Source organism: Stutzerimonas azotifigens (assembly GCF_013522725.1).
GTDB lineage: Bacteria > Pseudomonadota > Gammaproteobacteria > Pseudomonadales > Pseudomonadaceae > Stutzerimonas > Stutzerimonas azotifigens_A.
In genome coordinates this window covers 225065-244908 of record NZ_JAAMRF010000007.1, presented here as the reverse complement: position 1 = coordinate 244908, position 19844 = coordinate 225065, and the positions used below count along the sequence as shown (strand labels likewise).

Here is a 19844-nt window from a genome sequence, read left to right as displayed (position 1 = left end):
GGTTCGTTTATATAAAAAAAGGCCTGCGGGACGCTATCTGGTCTCCCGCATGCCTCCTTGTCACCAGGCAGGGCTTTTGCCGCGGCCTGACGGAACGCCTTTCGACGGTCCTTTCACCCGGCGATGCCGCGTTTGGCGACCTCGCTCAGAATGCTGTCCAGTACCTGCTCGATGGAAAGTGAGGTCGAATCCAGCATGATCGCATCGGCGGCTGGTTTCAGCGGCGCAACTTCGCGCCCCTTGTCTCGCTCATCGCGAGCCTGAATCTCATCGAGAAGACTCGCGAGATTAACATCATCCCCACGCCCCTTCAACTGCAGATAGCGTCGACGGGCACGTTCGTCGGCGCTTGCGGTAAGAAAGACCTTGAGCTCGGCGTCGGGAAACACCACGGTTCCCATGTCGCGTCCGTCGGCCACCAGCCCCGGGGCTTCGAGAAATACGCGCTGACGCTGCAGCAGCGCTTCACGCACCGCCGGCAAGGACGCCACCTGGGAAGCGCCGGCACCGATCTGCTCGTTGCGAATCGCATGGGTGACGTCTTCACCTTCGAGGGTGATGCTCAACCCCTGCCCGTCTTTGCTGGAGCCGAACTGCACGTCCAGGTGGGCGGCCAGAACCTTGAGCGCTTCCTCGTTGGTCAGATCGACGCCATGATTGCGCGCGGCGAACGCCAGCAACCGGTAGAGCGCGCCGGAATCGAGCAGATTCCAGCCGAGCTTCTTGGCCAGCAGCGCGGCAATGGTGCCTTTGCCCGAACCGCTGGGACCGTCGATGGTGATGACCGGCGGATTGTTCATGAGTTGTCCTCTTCACCGACATGCATGCCGGCTTGCTTGGCCAAGGCCAGAAAATTCGGAAACGACGTCGCCACGTTGGCGCAATCGTGAATACGGATCGGCGCCCTGGCGCGAAGCGCCGCGACACTGAACGACATGGCGATACGATGATCGCCATGGGACCACACTTCGCCACCTCCGATCGGACCACCCTGAATCACGATGCCGTCGGGTGTGGGCTCGGCGCTGACGCCGAGCGTGCGCAGCCCATCGGCCATCACCTGAATGCGGTCCGACTCCTTGATGCGCAACTCCTCGGCGCCGCGCAGCACTGTCCGTCCTTCCGCGCAGCTGGCGGCGACGAACAGCACGGGGAACTCGTCGATTGCCAGCGGCACCAGATCTTCGGGAATGTCGATACCATGCAGCTGCGCCGAGCGCACCCGAATGTCGGCGACCGGCTCTCCACCGACCTCGCGCAGATTTTGCAGTTCGATGTCAGCGCCCATCAGTTTGAGAATGCTGATCACCCCGGTGCGGGTCGGGTTGACGCCGACATGCTCGAGCAGTAGGTCGGAGCCCTCCGCGATGCTCGCCGCGACCAGAAAGAAGGCCGCCGAGGAGATATCGCCCGGCACTTCGATCCGGGCTGCAGTCAGCCGATGCCCTGGCTCGACCGAGGCGGTCGCACCCTCGACCCTGACCGGGTAGCCGAAGCCGCGCAACATCCGCTCGGTGTGGTCGCGGGTCGGCGCCGGTTCGGTGACGGCGGTTTCCCCAACCGCATAGAGACCGGCCAGCAACAGACAGGATTTGACCTGCGCGCTGGCCATCGGCATGTCGTACTGCATGCCGGACAGTCGCTGGCCGCCTCGGATCGTCAACGGCGGGCGCCCCTCGGGCGCCGTTTCGATGACCGCCCCCATGGCGCGCAGCGGCTTGGCGATGCGGTTCATCGGGCGCTTGGACAACGACGCGTCGCCGGCCAGGACGCTGTCGAAGGGCTGCGCCGCCAGCAGCCCGGCCAGTAAGCGCATGGAGGTGCCGGAATTGCCAAGATAGAGCGGCCCGGGCGGTGCCTGCAATCCGCGCAGGCCGACGCCATGGACGGTGACCTTGCCCTGCTGCGGCCCTTCGATCACCACGCCCATGTCACGGAACGCCTGAATGGTCGCCAGCGCATCCTCGCCCTCGAGAAAACCCTCGACCTCGGTCGTACCCTCGGCCAGCGAACCGAGCATGATCGAGCGGTGCGAAATCGATTTGTCTCCAGGCACTCGCAGCGAGCCGCCGAGTTTCCCGCCCGGCTTGGCGACGAAGATCAGATCGTTCGAATGCATCACATCCACATAAGCCCTGCGAGCCAGAATCTTGCTGAAGTGCTCCCGGGCCGCACGAGCTCGGGTGAAGACGCCCAGCAATTGATGCCCATCTCCTTCGTCCACGGCCGCGCGCAACGCATCGAGGTCATGGCGAAAATCATCTAGCGTGTGCAGCACCGCCTCGCGGTTGGCGAGAAAGATGTCATGCCACATCACCGGGTCACTGCCGGCGATCCGGGTGAAGTCACGGAATCCGCCGGCGGCATAACGAAAAATCTCCAGGTTCTCGTTGCGCTTGGCCAACGAGTCCACCAGGCCGAATGCCAGCAGATGCGGCAGATGACTGGTCGCGGCCAAGACCTCGTCATGATGCCGGACCTCCATGTGCTCCACGTCCGCACCGAGTTGCCGCCACAGCGCGTCGACCCGCTCCAGCGCCCGCGGATCGGTATCGGCCAACGGGGTGAGAATGACCTTGTGTCGGCGGAACAGCGTCGACTTGGCAGCGCGCACACCACTCTGTTCCGAACCGGCAATGGGATGGCCCGGGACGAAACGTCGCGGCATCGAGCCGAAGACCTTCGCCGCACAGGCGACCACGTTGCCCTTGGCGCTGCCCACGTCGGTGAGCACTGCCTGACCGAGGTCCAGCATCGCCAGTTGCGCGAGCAGCTTTTCCATAGCGAGGATCGGCACCGCCAACTGGATCACGTCAGCCCCGAGACAGGCTTCCTGCAACGATTCGGCGCAGCGGTCCACCACGCCAAGCTCGACCGCCAGTGCGCGCGACGAGGCATCCATGTCGAACCCCACCACTTCCGCACAGGCTCCGCTCTCACGCAGCCCCTTGGCGAAGGATCCCCCGATCAGCCCTAGGCCGATCACCACCAGGCGACCAATAATGGGCTCGACAGGTTGCACCGGCATGACATCGCTCACTGGGCGAGCGCCTCGCGCAGTGCCTGAAGGAAGCGACGGTTTTCCGCTTCGGTACCGATGGTCACGCGAAGGTAGGTCGGCATGCCGTATCCGGCCACCGGGCGAACGATCACGCCGGCACGCAACAGCGCCTGATTGATCGGCCCGGCATCGCGAGCGCAATCGACCGCGATGAAGTTGCCCTTCGATGGAATCCAGCCGAGGCCGAGCTCGGCAAAGCCGGCCTCGAGCTGAGCCATGCCGGCATCGTTGAGCGCACGGCTACGCTCCAGATAATCCAGATCGTCGAGCGCGGCACAGGCGGCGGCCTGGGCCAGGGAATTGACGTTGAATGGCTGACGCACCCGGTTGAGCACATCGGCGATGGTCGCCGAGCAGAGCGCGTAGCCCACGCGCAGCGCGGCCAGCCCGTAGGCCTTGGAGAAGGTGCGCGAGACCAGCAGATTGGAATGCCCGGCCAGATAACGCACCCCGTCCGGCAGCTCGCCACCGGTGGCGTACTCGATATAGGCCTCGTCCAGCACTACCAGCACCCGCTCCGGCACCTTGCCGAGGAAGCGCTCGAGCGCCACAGCATCGAACCAGGTACCGGTCGGGTTGTTCGGGTTGGCGATGAATACCACGCGGGTGTGCTCATCGATCGCCGCCAGCATGGCATCCAGGTCGTGACCCCAGTCCTTAGCCGGCACGATCTTGCTCTGCGCACCGACGGCCTGGGTCGCGATGGGATAGACGGCGAAAGCGTGAGCGCTGAACACGGCATTCAAACCTGGCGCCAAGTAGGCACGCGCAACCAGTTCGAGGATGTCGTTGGAGCCGTTCCCCAGGGTTACCTGCGACAACTCCACACCATAGCGTTCGGCCAGACGGCGTTTGAGCTCGAAGCCGTTGCCGTCGGGGTAGCGCGCGAGCTCGGGCAGCGCTGCCTGAATCGCCATCAGCGCCTTGGGGCTGGGGCCGAGCGGGTTTTCGTTGCTGGCCAGCTTGACGATACCGTCCGGATCCAGGCCCAGCTCGCGGGCCAGCTCGTCGACGGGCTTGCCAGGGACATAGGGAGACAGCTTCTGTACGCCCGGCTGAGCCAGGGCGAGAAAATCACACGACATGTTCAGCTCCACTGGAGCTGAAAGCCCGAAGCCCGAAGCCCGAAGCTCGAAGCAATGCGCATGCTCCCGACTTCCAGCTTCCGGCTTCCGGCTTCCAGCTGCTTCTTACAGTACCGCTTTCGGATAGGACCCCAGCACCTTCAACGCCACGGCCTCCTGACCGATGCGCTCGAGCACATCCTTGATCAGGGGGTCCTGGTGGTGGCCCTGGAAATCGATGAAGAACACGTAGGTCCATTTGCCGCTGCGCGATGGCCGCGTCTCGATACGTGTCAGGTCGATGCCGTTGGCGTGGAACGGCACCAGCAGCTCATGCAGCGCGCCCGGCTTGTTGCTCATCGAGACGATGATCGACGTCTTGTCGTCGCCCGTCGGCGGCACTTCCTGGCTCCCGATGATCAGGAAGCGGGTGGAGTTGTCCGGACGGTCCTCAATTTTCTCGGCCAGGCGCGTCAGGCCATAGAGCTGCGCAGCCATATCGCCGGCGATGGCGGCCGAGTTCCACTCGCTCTTGACCCGCTTCGCAGCGTCCGCATTGCTGGAGACAGCGATGCGTTCGACGTTGGGATAATGCGCATCGAGCCACTTGCGGCACTGGGCCAGCGACTGCGCGTGGGAATAGATCCGAGTGATCCGCTCAGTCTGCGTGGTTTCGCCCACCAGCAAGTGATGATGGATACGCAGCTCGACTTCGCCGCAGATGACCATGTCGTGCTCGAGAAAGCTGTCGAGGGTGTGGTTGACGGCGCCCTCGGTGGAGTTTTCCACCGGCACCACACCGAAGTTCACCGCTCCGGCGGCTACCTCGCGGAATACCTCGTCGATCGCCGCCATCGGTTTGCTCACCACCGCATTACCGAAGTGCTTGAGCGCGGCCGCCTGGGTGAAGGTACCCTCCGGGCCGAGATAGGCGACCTGCAGCGGCTGCTCGAGGGCCAGGCAGGAAGACATGATTTCACGGAACAGCCGGGCGATTTCCTCGTTGTCGAGCGGGCCGCGGTTGAGCTCCATGATGTGCTTGAGCACCCAGGCTTCGCGTTCGGGACGGTAGAACACCGCCGACTCGCCTTCGGCCAGCGAGGCGGTCTTGACCCGGGCGACTTCCTGGGCGCAGCGTGCGCGCTCGCTGATCAGCCCGAGGATCTTTTCGTCGAGGCTGTCGATCCGCACACGCAGTGCCTTGAGCTGGTCGGCGTCGCTCATCAGCCGTGCTCCTTCTCGAACTCGGTCATGTAGGCCACCAGCGCCTCTACCGCGTCGAGACCGACCGCGTTGTAGATCGAGGCGCGCATGCCGCCGACCGAACGATGTCCCTTCAGATTGAGCAGGCCCCGCTCGTCGGCACCGGCAAGGAAGGTCTTGTCCAGACGCTCATCACCAAGGCGGAACGGCACGTTCATCCAGGAGCGGGCATTGCTCGAGATCGGGTTGGTATAGAAGGCGCTGGAATCGATGAAGCCATACAGCAGGTCCTTCTTGGCCCGGTTGCGCTGCTCCATCGCCGCGACACCGCCCTGCTCCTTCAGCCATTCGAAGACCAGCCCCGAGAGATACCAGGAAAAGGTCGCGGGCGTGTTGTACATCGAACCATTGTCCGCGGCGATCTTGTAGTCGAGCATGGTCGGGCAGCTGGAACGGGCTCGGCCGAGCAGGTCCTCGCGGACGATCACGACCACCAGGCCACTAGGCCCGATGTTTTTCTGCGCGCCGGCGTAGACCAAGCCGAACTTCGATACGTCGATGGTGCGTGACAGGATATCGGACGACATATCCACGACCAGCGGCGTGTCGCCTAGCTCCGGCACCCACTCGAACTGCAGGCCGCCAATGGTTTCGTTGGAGGCATAGTGCAGGTAGGCGGCGTTGTCGCTGAGCTGCCATTCGTTCTGCCCTGGAATCGCGAAATAATCGTAGTCCCTGGCGCTTGCTGCGACGTTGATGTTGCCGAAGCGGCGCGCTTCGTCGATGCCCTTGCGCGACCAGATGCCAGTGTCGACATAGTCGGCGATGCCGTTTTCAGGCAGAAGGTTCAGCGGGATCTCGGCGAACTGCTGGCTCGCCCCACCCTGCAGGAACAACACCTTGTAGTTCGACGGAATCGACAACAGGTCGCGCAGGTCCTGCTCGGCCTTGCTGGCGATGGCCATGTAGTCGTCGCTGCGGTGACTCATTTCCATCACCGACAGGCCACGGCCCTGCCAGTCGAGAAGTTCGGCCTGTGCGCGCTGCAGCACGGCTTCGGGAAGGGCCGCAGGACCGGCGCAGAAATTAAAGGCGCGTTTGCTCACGTCGTGTTCTCTCAACTCGTCTTAGATCGCCGAGAGTGACCCCGGCTTCCCTTACCGCACGCCCCGTCGACCGGGCGCATCCGCCAGCCGCGCCCCGCTGGACAGGGCGCGGCTGCAGGATCAGTCCTCGTCGTCGGTAGGCACTACATCCGGCGGGACGTCTCCACCGCCGCCGAGCAGCTCGTCTTCGCTCGGCTCAGTGCTGACAACCGGCATTTCCTTCTCCAGCAGCGCCTCGTCCAGCGAGCCTTCGATCTCCTCCAGCTCTTCTTCCATGGAAGGCTCCTGGACCCGCTCCAGGCCGACCAGCTTCTCGTCCTTGGCCAGCTTGATCAGGGTCACGCCCTGAGTGTTGCGGCCCAGCGACGAGACTTCGGCGACCCGGGTGCGCACCAGAGTGCCCTGGTCGGAGATGAGCATGATCTCTTCGCCTTCCTGAACCTGGATGGCGCCGACCAGCTGTCCGTTACGCTCGTTGCTGACCATGGCGATGACGCCCTGGCCGCCACGGCCGCGGCGCGGGAACTCCTCGATTGCGGTGCGCTTGCCGTAGCCGCGCTCCGAAGCGGTGAGGATCTGCGCGTGCGGCTCGGGAATCAGCATGGAGATCAGCTTCTGACCGTCCCCCAGACGCATGCCACGCACGCCGCGTGCGCTACGGCCCATGGTACGGACATGGCTTTCCTTGAAGCGGATGACCTTGCCGCCATCGGAGAACAGCATCACTTCACGCGCGCCATCGGTTACCGCGGCGGCGATCAACGTGTCGCCCTCTTCGAGGGTCAGGGCAATCAGGCCGACGCTGCGCGGGCGGCTGAACTGTACCAGCGGAGTCTTCTTCACGGTGCCGTTGGCAGTGGCCATGAAGATGTAGGCACCAGTGGCCATGGCGGTTTCTTCGACGGAGAGCGTTTCGGAGTCGTCGCCGTCGACCAGCTCCTCGACTTCTTCGCCATCGACCGAAACGATGTCGGCGTCCTCAGCTTCGTCGGCGCCGGCTGGCGCCTGCTGACGCACGGCTTCCAGGTCCACCTGCAACATCGCGGTGATGTGCTCGCCTTCGCTCAACGGCAGCAGGTTGACCAGCGGACGACCGCGCGCGGCACGGGAAGCCTCGGGAATCTCGTAGGTCTTGAGCCAGTACACCTTGCCCTTGCTGGAGAACAGCAACAGGGTGGCGTGGCTGTTGGCGACCAACAGATGTTCGACGTAATCCTCTTCCTTGACGCCCGTGGCACTGCGACCACGGCCGCCGCGACGCTGCGCCTGGTAGGCGGTAAGCGGCTGGGACTTGGCGTAGCCACCATGGGAAATGGTGACAACCCGCTCCTCCTCGGTAATCAGGTCGGCCAGGGTCAGGTCCAGGCGAGATTCCAGGATCTCGGTACGACGCGCGTCGCCGAATTCCTTCCTGACGCCTTCGAGTTCCTCGCGGATGACTTCCATCAGCCGCACGGGATTGGTGAGGATGCGGATCAGCTCGCCGATCTGGGTGAGGATTTCCTGGTACTCGGACAGCAGCTTCTCGTGCTCGAGGCCGGTCAGGCGGTGCAGGCGCAGATCAAGAATCGCCTGGGCCTGTTCCGGCGACAGGAAGTACTTGCCGTCGCGCAGTCCATACTGAGGATCGAGCCCTTCTGGACGGCAGGAGTCGGCACCCGTGCGCTCGACCATCGCTTCCACCGCGCTGGACTCCCAGGCCTTGGCGATCAGCTTTTCCTTCGCTTCGGCTGGTGTCGGCGAGCTCTTGATCAGCTCGATCACCGGATCGATGTTCGACAGCGCGACAGCCTGACCTTCGAGGATGTGTCCACGCTCGCGCGCCTTGCGCAGTTCGTAGACGGTCCGACGAGTGACCACTTCACGGCGGTGGCGCACGAAGGCTTCGAGCAGCTCCTTGAGGTTCAGCGTGCGTGGCTGGCCATCGACCAGGGCCACGACGTTGATCCCGAACACGCTCTGCAGCTGGGTCTGGGCATAGAGATTGTTGAGGATCACCTCCGGCACTTCGCCGCGACGCAGCTCGATGACCACGCGCATACCGTCCTTGTCGGACTCGTCGCGCAGTTCGGTGATGCCCTCGATCTTCTTCTCTTTGACCAGCTCGGCGATCTTCTCGATCAGACGCGCCTTGTTCAGCTGGTAAGGCAGCTCGGTGATGACGATCTGCTGGCGACCACCGACCTTGTCGATGTCCTCGATATCGGCGCGGGCGCGGATATAGATGCGGCCGCGACCGGTGCGGTAGGCCTCGATGATCCCGGCACGACCGTTGATGATGCCAGCGGTCGGGAAATCGGGACCAGGAATGAAGCCCATCAGCTCATCGATGCTGATCTCCGGATTCTCGATCAGCGCCAGGCAGCCATCGATGACTTCACCGAGGTTATGCGGAGGAATGTTGGTCGCCATGCCCACCGCGATGCCCGACGAGCCGTTGACCAGCAGGTTGGGGATCTTGGTCGGCATGACCGCCGGAATCTGCTCGGTGCCGTCATAGTTAGGCACCCAGTCGACCGTTTCCTTGTCCAGGTCGGCCAGCAGTTCATGGGCAAGCTTAGCCATGCGCACTTCGGTGTATCGCATGGCGGCGGCATTGTCGCCGTCCACCGAACCGAAGTTGCCCTGACCGTCTACAAGCAGGTAGCGCAGCGAGAACGGCTGCGCCATACGCACGATGGTGTCGTATACGGCCGAATCGCCGTGGGGATGGTACTTACCGATCACGTCACCGACGACGCGCGCGGATTTCTTGTACGGCTTGTTCCAGTCGTTGCCCAGTTCGCTCATGGCAAAGAGCACGCGGCGATGCACCGGCTTCAAGCCATCGCGCGCATCGGGCAACGCCCGCCCAACGATTACGCTCATGGCGTAATCGAGGTAGGACTGCTTGAGCTCGTCTTCGATATTGACCGGGAGGATTTCTTTGGCCAGTTCGCCCATGGAAGCCTGGTTCCTTATAGTCTGCAGGGTCCTACATTAAGCGCGGGATGGTAACACAAGGGAGGGGCAGGAGGCTGCCGCGGCACGCTTTGAGGTGTCACCTGACACCCTGTCGACGAGGCGCCCGGCGCGATCAGTGCAGCCGGCTCCGACTCATCAGCGCCGCCATCTTTGCTGCATCCGGACGCTCGACGATGCCCTTCTCGGTGACGATGACATCGATCAGGTCGGCGGGCGTGACATCGAACACCGGATTGACCGCCTCGACGTCGGCAGCGAAGCGCTGACCGTTCACCTCGAGCAGTTCATGCCCCGGCCGCTCCTCGATCGGAATGTCCTCACCGCTTTCGAGATTCATGTCGATGGTGGAGCTGGGGGCCACGACCATGAAACGCACGCCGTGGTGCATGGCCGTCACCGCCAGTTGATAGGTGCCGATCTTGTTGGCGACGTCACCGTTGGCGGTGATCCGGTCGGCACCGACGATCACCCAGGTAATGCCCCTGGTCTTCATCAGATGCGCGGCGGCCGAGTCGGCATTGAGGCTCACCGGGATACCCTCTCCCGCCAATTCCCAGGCTGTAAGGCGCGAGCCCTGAAGCCAGGGGCGCGTTTCATCGGCATAGACCCGCTCGACCATGCCTTCCAGATGCGCCGCCCTGATAACACCCAGGGCCGTACCGAAACCACCAGTGGCCAGCGCGCCGGTATTGCAATGGGTCAGCAGATTCTGCGGATTGCCCTGATTCTTGCGAATAAGCTCGGCACCCAGCTGAGCCATGGTCAGGTTGGCTTCACGGTCGCTCTGATGAATGCTGACGGCCATCGACTCCAGCGCTGCCAGTACGTCATCGTCGGGCTTGAGCTTGTCGAGTCGATCGCGCATACGGTTGAGCGCCCAGAACAGATTGACCGCGGTGGGCCGCGAGTCGGCCAGCACCTGGAAATCGGCCTCCAGCGCGGCGCGCCAATCGCCGCCCTCGGCCAGACGAACCCGGGCGGCCAGAACGATGCCATAGGCGGCGGCAATGCCTATCGCAGGCGCACCGCGCACCACCATCTCGCGGATCGCGCCGGCCACGGCAGGCGCATCGCCGTAACTGCGCCAGACTTCCTGCAGGGGCAGCACGCGCTGGTCGAGCAGATGCAACGCATCCTCTCGCCATTCGATCGCCTTGACCTTCTCCGCTGCCAGCAGTCGCTCGCGCATCATTTTCCTCGCCATACGGGCCCAAAAAGCCGGCCATTATACGCACGAAACGGACCTTCCCGAACGTGCATAGTCCACCCTGCTTTTGATCCACGGTTTCCAGCCTTCAGCTGCTTTAATACACTTGATCGCTCGCCCTCTCTGGAACCCACCGATGCCTGACGCCCCGTTCGACCTGATACTCCTGCCGACCTGGCTGGTACCCGTGGAGCCGGCGAGCGTGGTGCTCGAAAACCATGCGCTGTGCATACGCGACGGGCGCATCGCCCTGATCGCACCACGCGAGGAAGCGCTCAAGCATCGGACGCATGAATGCCGCGAACTGCCTGGCATGATGCTCACGCCCGGCCTGATCAATGCCCATGGTCACGGCGCGATGACATTGTTTCGCGGACTGGCCGACGACCTGCCGCTGATGACCTGGCTCAAGGAGCACATCTGGCCGGCGGAAGCGAAATGGGTCGATGAAAGCTTCGCCCGGGACGGCACCGAGCTCGCCATCGCCGAACAGCTGCAAAGCGGCGTGACCTGTTTCTCCGACATGTACTTCTTCCCGGAGATCATCAGCGAGCAGGTCCACGACAGCGGCATCCGCGCCCAGATCTGCGTGCCTATCCTGGACTTCCCGATCCCCGGCGCGCGCACCGCCGACGAGGCCCTGCGCAAGGGCGTGGCGCTGTTCGACGACCTCAAGCATCATCCTCGCATCAACATCGCGCTGGGGCCTCACGCGCCCTACTCGGTCAGCGACGACAAGTTCGAGACGATCCGCGTACTGGTCGCGGAGATGGATGTCGCCATCCACATGCACGTCCACGAAACCGCCCACGAAGTGCAGCAGGCCCTGGCCGATCACGGGGAACGCCCGCTGGCTCGCCTGGCGCGGATGCAACTCCTCGGCCCGCGGTTCCAGGCGGTGCACATGACCCAGGTCGATGACGAAGACCTTCGCTTGCTGGTGGAAAACAACTGCAGCGTGATCCATTGCCCGGAGTCCAACCTCAAGCTCGCCAGCGGCTTCTGCCCGGTCGAGCGGCTTTGGACAGCAGGTGTCAACGTAGCCATCGGTACCGACGGCGCGGCCAGCAACAACGACCTCGACTTGCTCGGTGAAACCCGCACCGCCGCCTTGCTGGCCAAGGCGGTCGCCGGCTCGGCGACTGCACTGGATGCCCATCGCGCGCTACGCTTGGCCACGCTTAACGGCGCGCGCGCGCTGGGTATCGACGGTTGCACCGGCTCGCTGGAGATGGGCAAGTTCGCCGATCTGGTCGCCTTCGACCTTTCCAGCCTCGCCCAGCAACCGATCTACGACCCCGTGTCGCAGCTCATCTATGCCAGCGGACGCAGCTGCGTTCGTCACGTCTGGGTGGGTGGCAAGCAGCTGCTCGATGACAGACGCCTGACCCGCATGGACGAAGCGAAACTGATCGCCACCGCGCAGGAGTGGGGCCGCAAGATCGGCGCCAGCGACCGACCGCGAGTGTGACAAACTGACCTACACGGGTGCGGACACCAGCGTCCCTTCGCCAGCCGTAAGCTGGCAACATGAGCGACTGGAACGCAACGCTTCCCCTTCGAGCTTTCAAACGGAACGAATAATGAGCAACGTCGACCACGCCGAAATCGCCAAATTCGAGGCCCTCGCCCACCGCTGGTGGGACCGGGAAAGCGAGTTCAAACCCTTGCACGAGATCAACCCGCTGCGAGTGAACTGGATCGATGAGCACACCAGCCTGGCAGGCAAGAAGGTGCTCGACGTCGGCTGCGGTGGCGGCATCCTCAGCGAATCCATGGCCCAGCGTGGCGCCCAGGTGACCGGTATCGACATGGGTGAAGCGCCGCTGTCGGTCGCTCGCCTGCACCTGCTCGAATCGGGCCTGGAAGTCGACTACCGGCAGATCACTGCCGAAGCGATGGCCGAACAGGAGCCGGGCCAGTACGACGTGGTCACCTGCCTGGAGATGCTCGAGCATGTCCCCGATCCCGCCTCGGTGATACGCGCCTGCCATGCGCTGGTAAAGCCGGGCGGCCAGGTCTTCTTCTCGACGATCAACCGCAACCCCAAGGCCTACCTGCTGGCGATCGTCGGCGCCGAATACGTGTTGCAACTCTTGCCGCGCGGCACCCATGATTTCAAAAAATTCATCCGCCCTTCCGAGCTCGGCGCCTGGTGCCGCGATGCAGGCCTGGCGGTCAAGGACATCATCGGCCTCACCTACAACCCGCTGACCAAGCACTACAAGCTGAGTCCGGACGTCGACGTCAACTATATGATCCAGACCCTGAAGGAGGCCTGATGCGCCTGCGCGCTGTTTTGTTCGACATGGATGGCACGCTGCTCGACACCGCGCCGGACTTCGTCGCGGTGATCCAGGCGATGCGCGAAGCGCGCGGCCTGCCGCCGGTGGCCGAAAGCCAGGTTCGCGACGTGGTCTCCGGCGGGGCCCGGGCGATGGTGATCAACGCCTTCGACGTCGACCCTTTCGCCGATGAGTTCGAAACCCTCAGGCTGGAGTTTCTCGAGCGCTACCAGGTCGGCTGCGCCGAGCACAGCCGCCTGTTCGACGGCATGGAAACCCTGCTTCAGGACATCGAGAAGGCCAACCTGCTCTGGGGCGTAGTGACCAACAAGCCCGTGCGCTTCGCCGAGCCGATCATGCAGCGGCTCGGTCTTGCCGAGCGTTCGGCGGTGCTGATCTGCCCCGACCATGTCACTCGCAGCAAACCCGATCCTGAGCCGATGCTGCTCGCCTGCAGCCAGCTCGACCTGGATCCTTCCACCGTACTCTTCGTGGGCGACGATCTGCGCGACATCGAGTCGGGCCGCGCCGCCGGCAGCAAGACCGCGGCGGTACGCTATGGCTATATCCACCCCGACGACAATCCCGACCATTGGGGCGCCGATGTCGTCGTCGACCATCCCCTGGAATTGCGTGCCGTGCTCGACCGAGCGCTGTGCAGCTGCTGAATGCCCCCACCCGCATTCGCGGGACGCTTGCCTTGAACGAGAGATGACGATGTTCGATTACAACGCCCCAGCCAACCTGCTCGATGGCCGGATCATCATGGTCACCGGTGCCGGACGCGGCATCGGCGCGGCCGCCGCCAAGGCCTACGCGGCCCACGGCGCGACAGTCCTGCTGCTGGGCAAGACCGAAGAAAACCTCAACCGCGTCTACGACGAGATCGAAGCGGCGGGCCACCCTCAACCAGTGGTGATCCCGTTCAACCTGGAAACGGCACTGTCCCACCAGTACGACGAACTCGCGGCGATGGTCGAAGCCGAGTTCGGGCGGCTCGACGGCCTCCTGCATAACGCCTCCATCCTCGGGCCGCGCACACCCCTGGAACAGCTTTCCGGCGACAACTTCATGCGGGTGATGCAGGTCAACGTCAACGCGATGTTCATGCTGACCAGTACCCTGCTGCCGCTGCTGAAGCTATCGAGCGACGCCTCGGTGGTGTTTACCTCCAGTAGCGTTGGCCGAAAGGGGCGCGCTTATTGGGGCGCCTATGCGGTGTCCAAGTTCGCCACCGAAGGGCTGATGCAGGTACTCGCCGATGAGCTCGACGGCACCAGCTCGGCTCGCGCCAACAGCGTGAACCCCGGCGCCACCCGTACCGACATGCGCGCGCATGCCTATCCAGGCGAGAACCCCGCGTCCAATCCGACACCGGACGAGATCATGCCGGTGTACTTGTACCTCATGGGACCGGACAGCCAGGCGGTAAATGGCCAGGCACTGAACGCACAATAATTGGAAAGCCGGTTTTCTGGCGCGATCCCGAGCAGAGATGTCAAAGCGGCATCACTTGCACCGGCAAGCCGGCAAAGTTTTGCCGCTCGACCCAGACAATTTCATGTATCCGATTGATTTAAATAGATTAGTCAACTGGCATCAAAATCGCATTAATCATGGCATCAGGCGCGCATTTTGCGCTGAGGCCATGCAATGCCGTCTCCCGACCAGACATCCAACACCGTAGACTTCGAAACCGCCCGCAAGCAATTACTGGCCGCAAGCCAGGCAGCGAAACATTCCAAACGCCCGCTGACCCTGGCCGATCTCTACCGGCAACTGAACCTGCGACTGCAGACCAGCCTGGAGATCGACCGGCTGCTGGAGATGTTCTTCACCGACATCCAGGGCGTGCTTCCCTTCGCGGCGCTGCTTTACCGCCATGAGGAGACCGATCTTCAACTCACGCTTGGCTCGCCTGCCGCCGCCCATACCGCCAGCTACCGGCTGCATTACGAGGCCGAGGAACTGGGCGAAATCATCCTGCAGGATACGCAGCGCATCGATGACCACCGCCTCAACCAGCTCGAGGCGCTACTCGGCTGCCTGTTGTTCCCATTGCGCAACGCCCTGACTTACCGCCGAGCCGTGCAGGCATCGCTGCGTGACCAGCTGACCGGCGCCGGCAATCGCAGCGCGATGAATCAGGCATTGGCACGTGAGATCGAACTGGCCCGCCGGCACGGCCACCCGCTCAGCCTGATCATGCTCGACCTGGACCACTTCAAGGACCTGAACGACAGCCATGGCCACCGTGGCGGCGACGAGGCGTTGCAGCGAGTAGTCAGCCGCCTCAAGCGCCAGCTGCGCAACGTCGACATGCTGTTCCGTTACGGCGGCGAGGAATTTCTCGTATTGCTCTCGAACACCGACGCCAAGGATGCGGCCCTGGTCGGCGAACGGCTACGCGCGGCAGTGGATCAGCATCCGTTCGAGATTGACGGCCAGCCTGTGCACCTATCGATCAGCCTGGGCAGCGCGACTTATCGGGCACCCGAGACCCTCGAGCAGCTGTTGCAACGAGCCGACGCCGCGCTCTATCGCGCCAAGCGCAGCGGCCGTAATCAGCTGAGTATCGCCCTTTAATAGGGAAAGTCCGCACACACGAAAACGCCTCCGAGGTTCTCACCTCGGAGGCGTCTTTTTACCGCTTGCGCTCTGACTCAGGGGCGCCTGGGCCGATCCTGACGACCGAAGCCCGGGCGCTGACCCTCCGCAGCAGGCGGGCCGCGACGCTTGGCCGGTGCGGGCTTTTTCGCTGCGGGCCTGCCAGCACCAGCGTCGTTACGCGGGCTGCGCTTGCGATCGTCACCGGGGCGCTCGGCCACCGGCGTTCCACGTACCGGCTCACCACCACCACCACCACCACCCACGCGAGGCTTGCGCGCGGGCTTCTCGCCACGACCGCGCGACTCCTCGCTGCGCGGCGAAGCGCCGTCGAGAGCCGGGCGCAGCACGCGAGCCCGGCGCTCACCACGACCGAGCGGCTTGGCCGCCTTGCGCTGCAGGCGCTCGAGTTTTTCGCGCATCTTGGTCTTCATTTCCGGCAGCGTGATGGGGGCCAGACCCACCTCCTCGCTGAGAATATTGACCTCGACCTGGTTCATCTCGCGCCAACGCCCCATGGGCAGATCGGAGGTCATGAATACCGGACCGAAGCGCACGCGCTTGAGGCGGCTCACCACCAGCCCCTGCGATTCCCACAGGCGGCGAACTTCGCGGTTGCGCCCTTCCATCACGACACAGTGATACCAGTGGTTGAAGCCTTCACCACCGGGCGCTTCCTGGATGTCGGTGAACTTGGCAGGGCCATCTTCGAGCATGACGCCCTTCTTCAGGTTCTCGAGGATTTCCTCGGTCACCTCGCCACGCACCCGCACCGCATACTCGCGATCCATCTCGTAGGACGGGTGCATCAGGCGGTTGGCCAGCTCACCGTCGGTGGTGAACAGCAGCAGTCCGGTGGTGTTGATGTCCAGCCGGCCGATGTTGATCCAGCGACCCTCCTTCGGACGTGGCAGCCGGTCGAACACGGTCGGCCGACCTTCCGGGTCGTCACGGGTGCAGATCTCGCCATCGGGCTTGTTGTAGATGAGTACGCGACGAACAGCCTCGGTGGCCTCCTCGCGCTTGAGCACACGGCCATCGAGGGCGATGGCGTCATGCAGGTCGACACGCTGCCCAAGCGCTGCGACCGCACCGTTGACCTTGACGCGGCCTTCGGCGATCCAGCTTTCGACTTCGCGGCGCGACGCCAGGCCCATGCGGGCCAGCACCTTCTGCAGCTTTTCGCCGTGGGCAACGTGGGGGGTTGTATCGTCGTGTTCGGTCATCTGGGCACCTCCCGGTGTGGCAGTTCCGATAGAAAGGCCGCGCATGATACGCGGAACCCGGCTTCGCATCACCTAGTGTAGGCGCTCGTGCGCCCACCGGTAGGCCGCTGAGGCCGCGGGCAAAAAAAACCAGGCAACCGAGGGGTTGCCTGGCCAAACAACAGGCGAGCCGAGGCTTGCCTGGACGGTCAGGAGAGCGCGGCCAGCGCCTCGGCGCTGCTGCGACGAACCTGTTCCCAGTTGCCGCTCTTCAACCAGTTGCTGTCGAGCATCCAGGTGCCACCGACGCACATCACATTGGCCAATTGCAGGTAGCTGCGGGCGTTACCGGCATTGACCCCGCCGGTCGGGCAGAACCTGACGTTGGCGAACGGGCCGGCGAAGGCCTTGATTGCCGCCACACCGCCGCAGACCTCGGCTGGGAACAGCTTGAATCTGCGGTAACCGAGCGAATAACCGAGCATGATGCCGGACGCATCGCTGATGCCCGGCAGCATCGGCACCGAACAATTGACTCCGGCCTCGAGCAGTTCGGACGTCGAGCCCGGAGTCACGATGAACTGCGCGCCGGCCGCCTCGGCCTCGTCGAGCATGCGCCGATCGAGCACGGTACCGGCACCGATGCACAGGTCGGGGCGCTCGTTACGCAGTCGGCGGATTGCGGTCAAACCGTGGGCCGAGCGCAAGGTGATCTCCAGTGTCTTCAGGCCACCGGCGGCGAGCGCATCGGCCATGGGCAATATCTGATCTTCGCTATCGATGGTGATGACTGGGAGGATCCTGGCGCGCTCGCAGAGGCGCTCGATCAGCTCGTTCTTTTGCTCCATGTTCATGGAAAGCTCCTCGGGCCTCACGGGCACCAGTAGATCTCGAGAGGGGAATGCAGGAAGGCGCGGATCGGCATCTGCACCGGATCGACCGTCAGCGCCCGGCGCAGCGTGTCGAGTTTTGCCTCGCCCTGAATGGCCAGACATTGGAGGCGTGCGCTGGCCAGCAGCGGATAGGTCAGGCTGATACGTTGATGCGGAGCCGCGGGTGCCAGCATCGGCACACAGGCCACCTCGCAGGTCTGCTCCAATGCCTCGCCAAGGCCCGGATTGCCGGGAAACAGCGAGGCGGTATGCCCATCGTCACCCATGCCAAGCACCAACACATCGAGGGGACGCTTGAGCGCAGCCAAGCCCTGCTCTGCACCAGCGACGGCCTCGGCCAGGGTTGGGGTAGCCTGATAGAGCCCGACGAAGCGAGCCTTGCCGGCCTCGTTCTGCAACAGATGGCGCCGCACCAGGCCCTCGTTGCTGTCGGAATGGGACGGCGGAACCCAACGCTCGTCCGCCAGGCTTACCTGGACCTTCGACCAGTCCAGCGACTGAGCCGACAGCGCCTCGAAGAAACGGATCGGGCTGCGCCCTCCCGACACCACCAGACTGGCGCAGCCGTCGGTCTCGATGGCGAAATTCAAGGCTTCGGCCACGGTGCGAGCCAGCGCTTCGGCCTGCTTTTCGGCATTGGCCAGGCTGTGGGCTACCACGCCCGAAGGCAGTTCAAGTTCAAAGATCGCCATACCAGGACCTCCCATCTCGAGTGATCAGCGCTATCGAGGCCACCGGCCCCCAGGAACCGGCCGGATAGAGCTTGGGGGTATCGCCCAATCGGTTCCAACCATCGATCAACTGGTCGCACCACTTCCAGGCATATTCGATTTCATCCTTGCGCACGAACAGGTTCTGATTGCCCTGCATGACCTCGAGCAGAAGCCGCTCGTACGCATCGGGTATCCGGGAGCGCTTGTAGGTTTCGGAGAAATTGAGCTGCAACGGACCGCTGCGAAGGTGCATGCCCTTGTCGAGCCCCTGCTCCTTGGTCATTACCTGCAACGCGATGCCCTCATCCGGCTGCAGGCGGATGATCAGGCGGTTGCTGATCAACGAGCGTTGCTCGGGCGCGAAGATGTAGAACGGCGGTTCCTTGAAATGAATGACGATCTGCGAAACCTTTTGCGCCATGCGCTTGCCGGTACGCAGGTAAAACGGCACGCCGGACCAACGCCAGTTGCAGATGTCCGCGCGCAGGGCGACGAAAGTTTCGGTGCTGCTTTCGGCGTTGGAATTTTCTTCTTCCAGATACCCGGGCACCGCCTTGCCATTCACGCTGCCGGAGGCGTACTGACCGCGCACCACACGCTGGCTGAGCATCTCCGGCGTGATCGGCGCCAGCGCCTTGAGCACCTTGACCTTCTCGTCGCGAATGCTGTCGGCGGTCAGATCGCTCGGAGGGTCCATGGCGATCAGGCAAAGCAGCTGCAACAAGTGGTTCTGGATCATGTCGCGCAGCTGTCCAGCCTGGTCGAAATAACCCCAGCGCCCTTCGATGCCCACCGTTTCGGCTACCGTGATTTCCACGTGGGAAATGTGGTGCTGATTCCATTGGGTCTCGAACAGGCTGTTGGCGAACCGCAGCGCGATCAGATTCTGGACCGTCTCCTTGCCCAGGTAATGATCGATCCTGTAAATGCGACTCTCAGGGAAGAATTCGGCAACCGCATCGTTGATCACCCGCGAAGACGCCAGGTCATGGCCGATCGGTTTTTCCAGCACCACACGCGTCTGCTCGGCGAGCCCGGCATGCGCCAGATTTTCGCAGATAGAGCCGTACACCGACGCCGGCGTCGCGAAATAGGCAATCAGCGGCATCTCCGGCGCGACCATTTGCACCAGCGGTACGAAGTCCTCGCGGCGGCGGAAGTCGATGGTCAGGTACTGCATCCGTCCGAGAAAACGAGCCATGACGGCTTCGTCGATGTCCGCGTCGGGCACGTACCGCCTGATCGCCTGCTCGATTGTTGCCATGTGGGTCTGCGGATCGCCCGGGTCGCGCGACAGCGCAAGGAGCTTGGTACCGCCATGCAGCAATCCCGCTCGGTCGAGCTGGTAGAGCGCAGGAAACAGCTTACGCAGAGCCAGGTCGCCAAGGGCGCCGAACAGAGCGAAGGTTGTTGCATCAACACTGATAGCAGGCATGATATCTATTCTAAGCAATTACAACTTTTAGATGAGCGTGCCGAAGCAGTTTATGCAGAAAATGTTGTTATTAAAACTACATTCCCTGGATTTTTTGCCTA

16 protein-coding genes are annotated in these 19844 nt (G+C 63.4%); 5 read left to right on the top strand and 11 right to left on the bottom strand.

Annotation, left to right across the window (positions count from 1 at the left end; translation table 11 throughout):
- Positions 1-113: 113 nt before the first annotated feature.
- From cmk to mtnA, 7 genes are all read right to left on the bottom strand, one after another.
- Positions 114-800, bottom strand: a complete 687-nt coding sequence (cmk, locus tag G7026_RS15040) for a (d)CMP kinase (protein ID WP_181071730.1) — start codon at positions 798-800, stop codon at positions 114-116.
- Positions 797-3028, bottom strand: coding sequence for a bifunctional prephenate dehydrogenase/3-phosphoshikimate 1-carboxyvinyltransferase (locus tag G7026_RS15035; protein ID WP_219858450.1), 2232 nt, complete (start codon positions 3026-3028; stop codon positions 797-799). Before G7026_RS15035 ends, cmk begins: the two co-directional genes overlap by 4 nt.
- 8 nt (positions 3029-3036) lie before the next feature.
- Positions 3037-4146 (bottom strand): histidinol-phosphate transaminase, encoded by a 1110-nt coding sequence (hisC, locus tag G7026_RS15030; RefSeq protein ID WP_181071728.1) that lies wholly within the window; start codon positions 4144-4146, stop codon positions 3037-3039.
- 105 nt (positions 4147-4251) lie between these two features.
- Entirely contained in the window at positions 4252-5349 is a 1098-nt protein-coding gene (pheA, locus tag G7026_RS15025; protein WP_181071727.1) for a prephenate dehydratase, read from the bottom strand.
- Positions 5349-6434 (bottom strand): 3-phosphoserine/phosphohydroxythreonine transaminase, encoded by a 1086-nt coding sequence (gene serC / locus G7026_RS15020; protein ID WP_181071726.1) that lies wholly within the window; start codon positions 6432-6434, stop codon positions 5349-5351. The genes pheA and serC overlap by 1 nt, the downstream gene beginning before the upstream one ends.
- A 120-nt stretch (positions 6435-6554) precedes the next feature.
- The gene (gyrA, locus tag G7026_RS15015) at positions 6555-9377 is read right to left on the bottom strand and encodes a DNA gyrase subunit A (RefSeq protein ID WP_181071725.1); all 2823 of its coding nucleotides are present in this window, start codon (positions 9375-9377) and stop codon (positions 6555-6557) included.
- A gap of 133 nt (positions 9378-9510) precedes the next feature.
- Entirely contained in the window at positions 9511-10587 is a 1077-nt protein-coding gene (gene mtnA, locus G7026_RS15010; protein ID WP_181071724.1) for an S-methyl-5-thioribose-1-phosphate isomerase, read from the bottom strand.
- A gap of 154 nt (positions 10588-10741) precedes the next feature.
- Between mtnA and G7026_RS15005 the strand changes: the two genes are divergently transcribed.
- The 5 genes from G7026_RS15005 (at position 10742) to G7026_RS14985 (ending at position 15476) form a co-directional block, all read left to right on the top strand.
- Positions 10742-12076: a TRZ/ATZ family hydrolase gene (locus G7026_RS15005; protein ID WP_181071723.1), complete on the top strand. Its 1335-nt coding sequence runs from the start codon at positions 10742-10744 to the stop codon at positions 12074-12076.
- A gap of 112 nt (positions 12077-12188) precedes the next feature.
- On the top strand, positions 12189-12887 hold the full coding sequence (gene ubiG / locus G7026_RS15000; RefSeq protein ID WP_181071722.1) for a bifunctional 2-polyprenyl-6-hydroxyphenol methylase/3-demethylubiquinol 3-O-methyltransferase UbiG: 699 nt from the start codon (positions 12189-12191) through the stop codon (positions 12885-12887).
- Positions 12887-13558, top strand: a complete 672-nt coding sequence (mupP, locus tag G7026_RS14995) for an N-acetylmuramic acid 6-phosphate phosphatase MupP (RefSeq protein ID WP_181071721.1) — start codon at positions 12887-12889, stop codon at positions 13556-13558. The genes ubiG and mupP overlap by 1 nt, the downstream gene beginning before the upstream one ends.
- A 49-nt stretch (positions 13559-13607) precedes the next feature.
- Positions 13608-14348, top strand: coding sequence for a YciK family oxidoreductase (locus G7026_RS14990; protein WP_181071720.1), 741 nt, complete (start codon positions 13608-13610; stop codon positions 14346-14348).
- A 195-nt stretch (positions 14349-14543) separates the two neighbouring features.
- A complete protein-coding gene (locus tag G7026_RS14985) occupies positions 14544-15476 on the top strand; it encodes a GGDEF domain-containing protein (protein WP_181071719.1) in 933 nt (310 codons plus the stop codon).
- A 77-nt stretch (positions 15477-15553) separates the two neighbouring features.
- On the opposite strand, the gene rluB is transcribed toward G7026_RS14985, so the two are convergent.
- The 4 genes from rluB to zwf all read right to left on the bottom strand — a co-directional run bounded on the left by rluB (position 15554) and on the right by zwf (position 19743).
- Entirely contained in the window at positions 15554-16723 is a 1170-nt protein-coding gene (gene rluB / locus G7026_RS14980) for a 23S rRNA pseudouridine(2605) synthase RluB (RefSeq protein WP_181071718.1), read from the bottom strand.
- A gap of 188 nt (positions 16724-16911) precedes the next feature.
- A complete protein-coding gene (locus tag G7026_RS14975; protein ID WP_181071717.1) occupies positions 16912-17556 on the bottom strand; it encodes a bifunctional 4-hydroxy-2-oxoglutarate aldolase/2-dehydro-3-deoxy-phosphogluconate aldolase in 645 nt (214 codons plus the stop codon).
- A 17-nt stretch (positions 17557-17573) separates the two neighbouring features.
- Positions 17574-18287 (bottom strand): 6-phosphogluconolactonase, encoded by a 714-nt coding sequence (pgl, locus tag G7026_RS14970; RefSeq protein WP_181071716.1) that lies wholly within the window; start codon positions 18285-18287, stop codon positions 17574-17576.
- Entirely contained in the window at positions 18274-19743 is a 1470-nt protein-coding gene (gene zwf / locus G7026_RS14965) for a glucose-6-phosphate dehydrogenase (protein ID WP_181071715.1), read from the bottom strand. The genes pgl and zwf overlap by 14 nt, the downstream gene beginning before the upstream one ends.
- Positions 19744-19844: the final 101 nt, after the last annotated feature.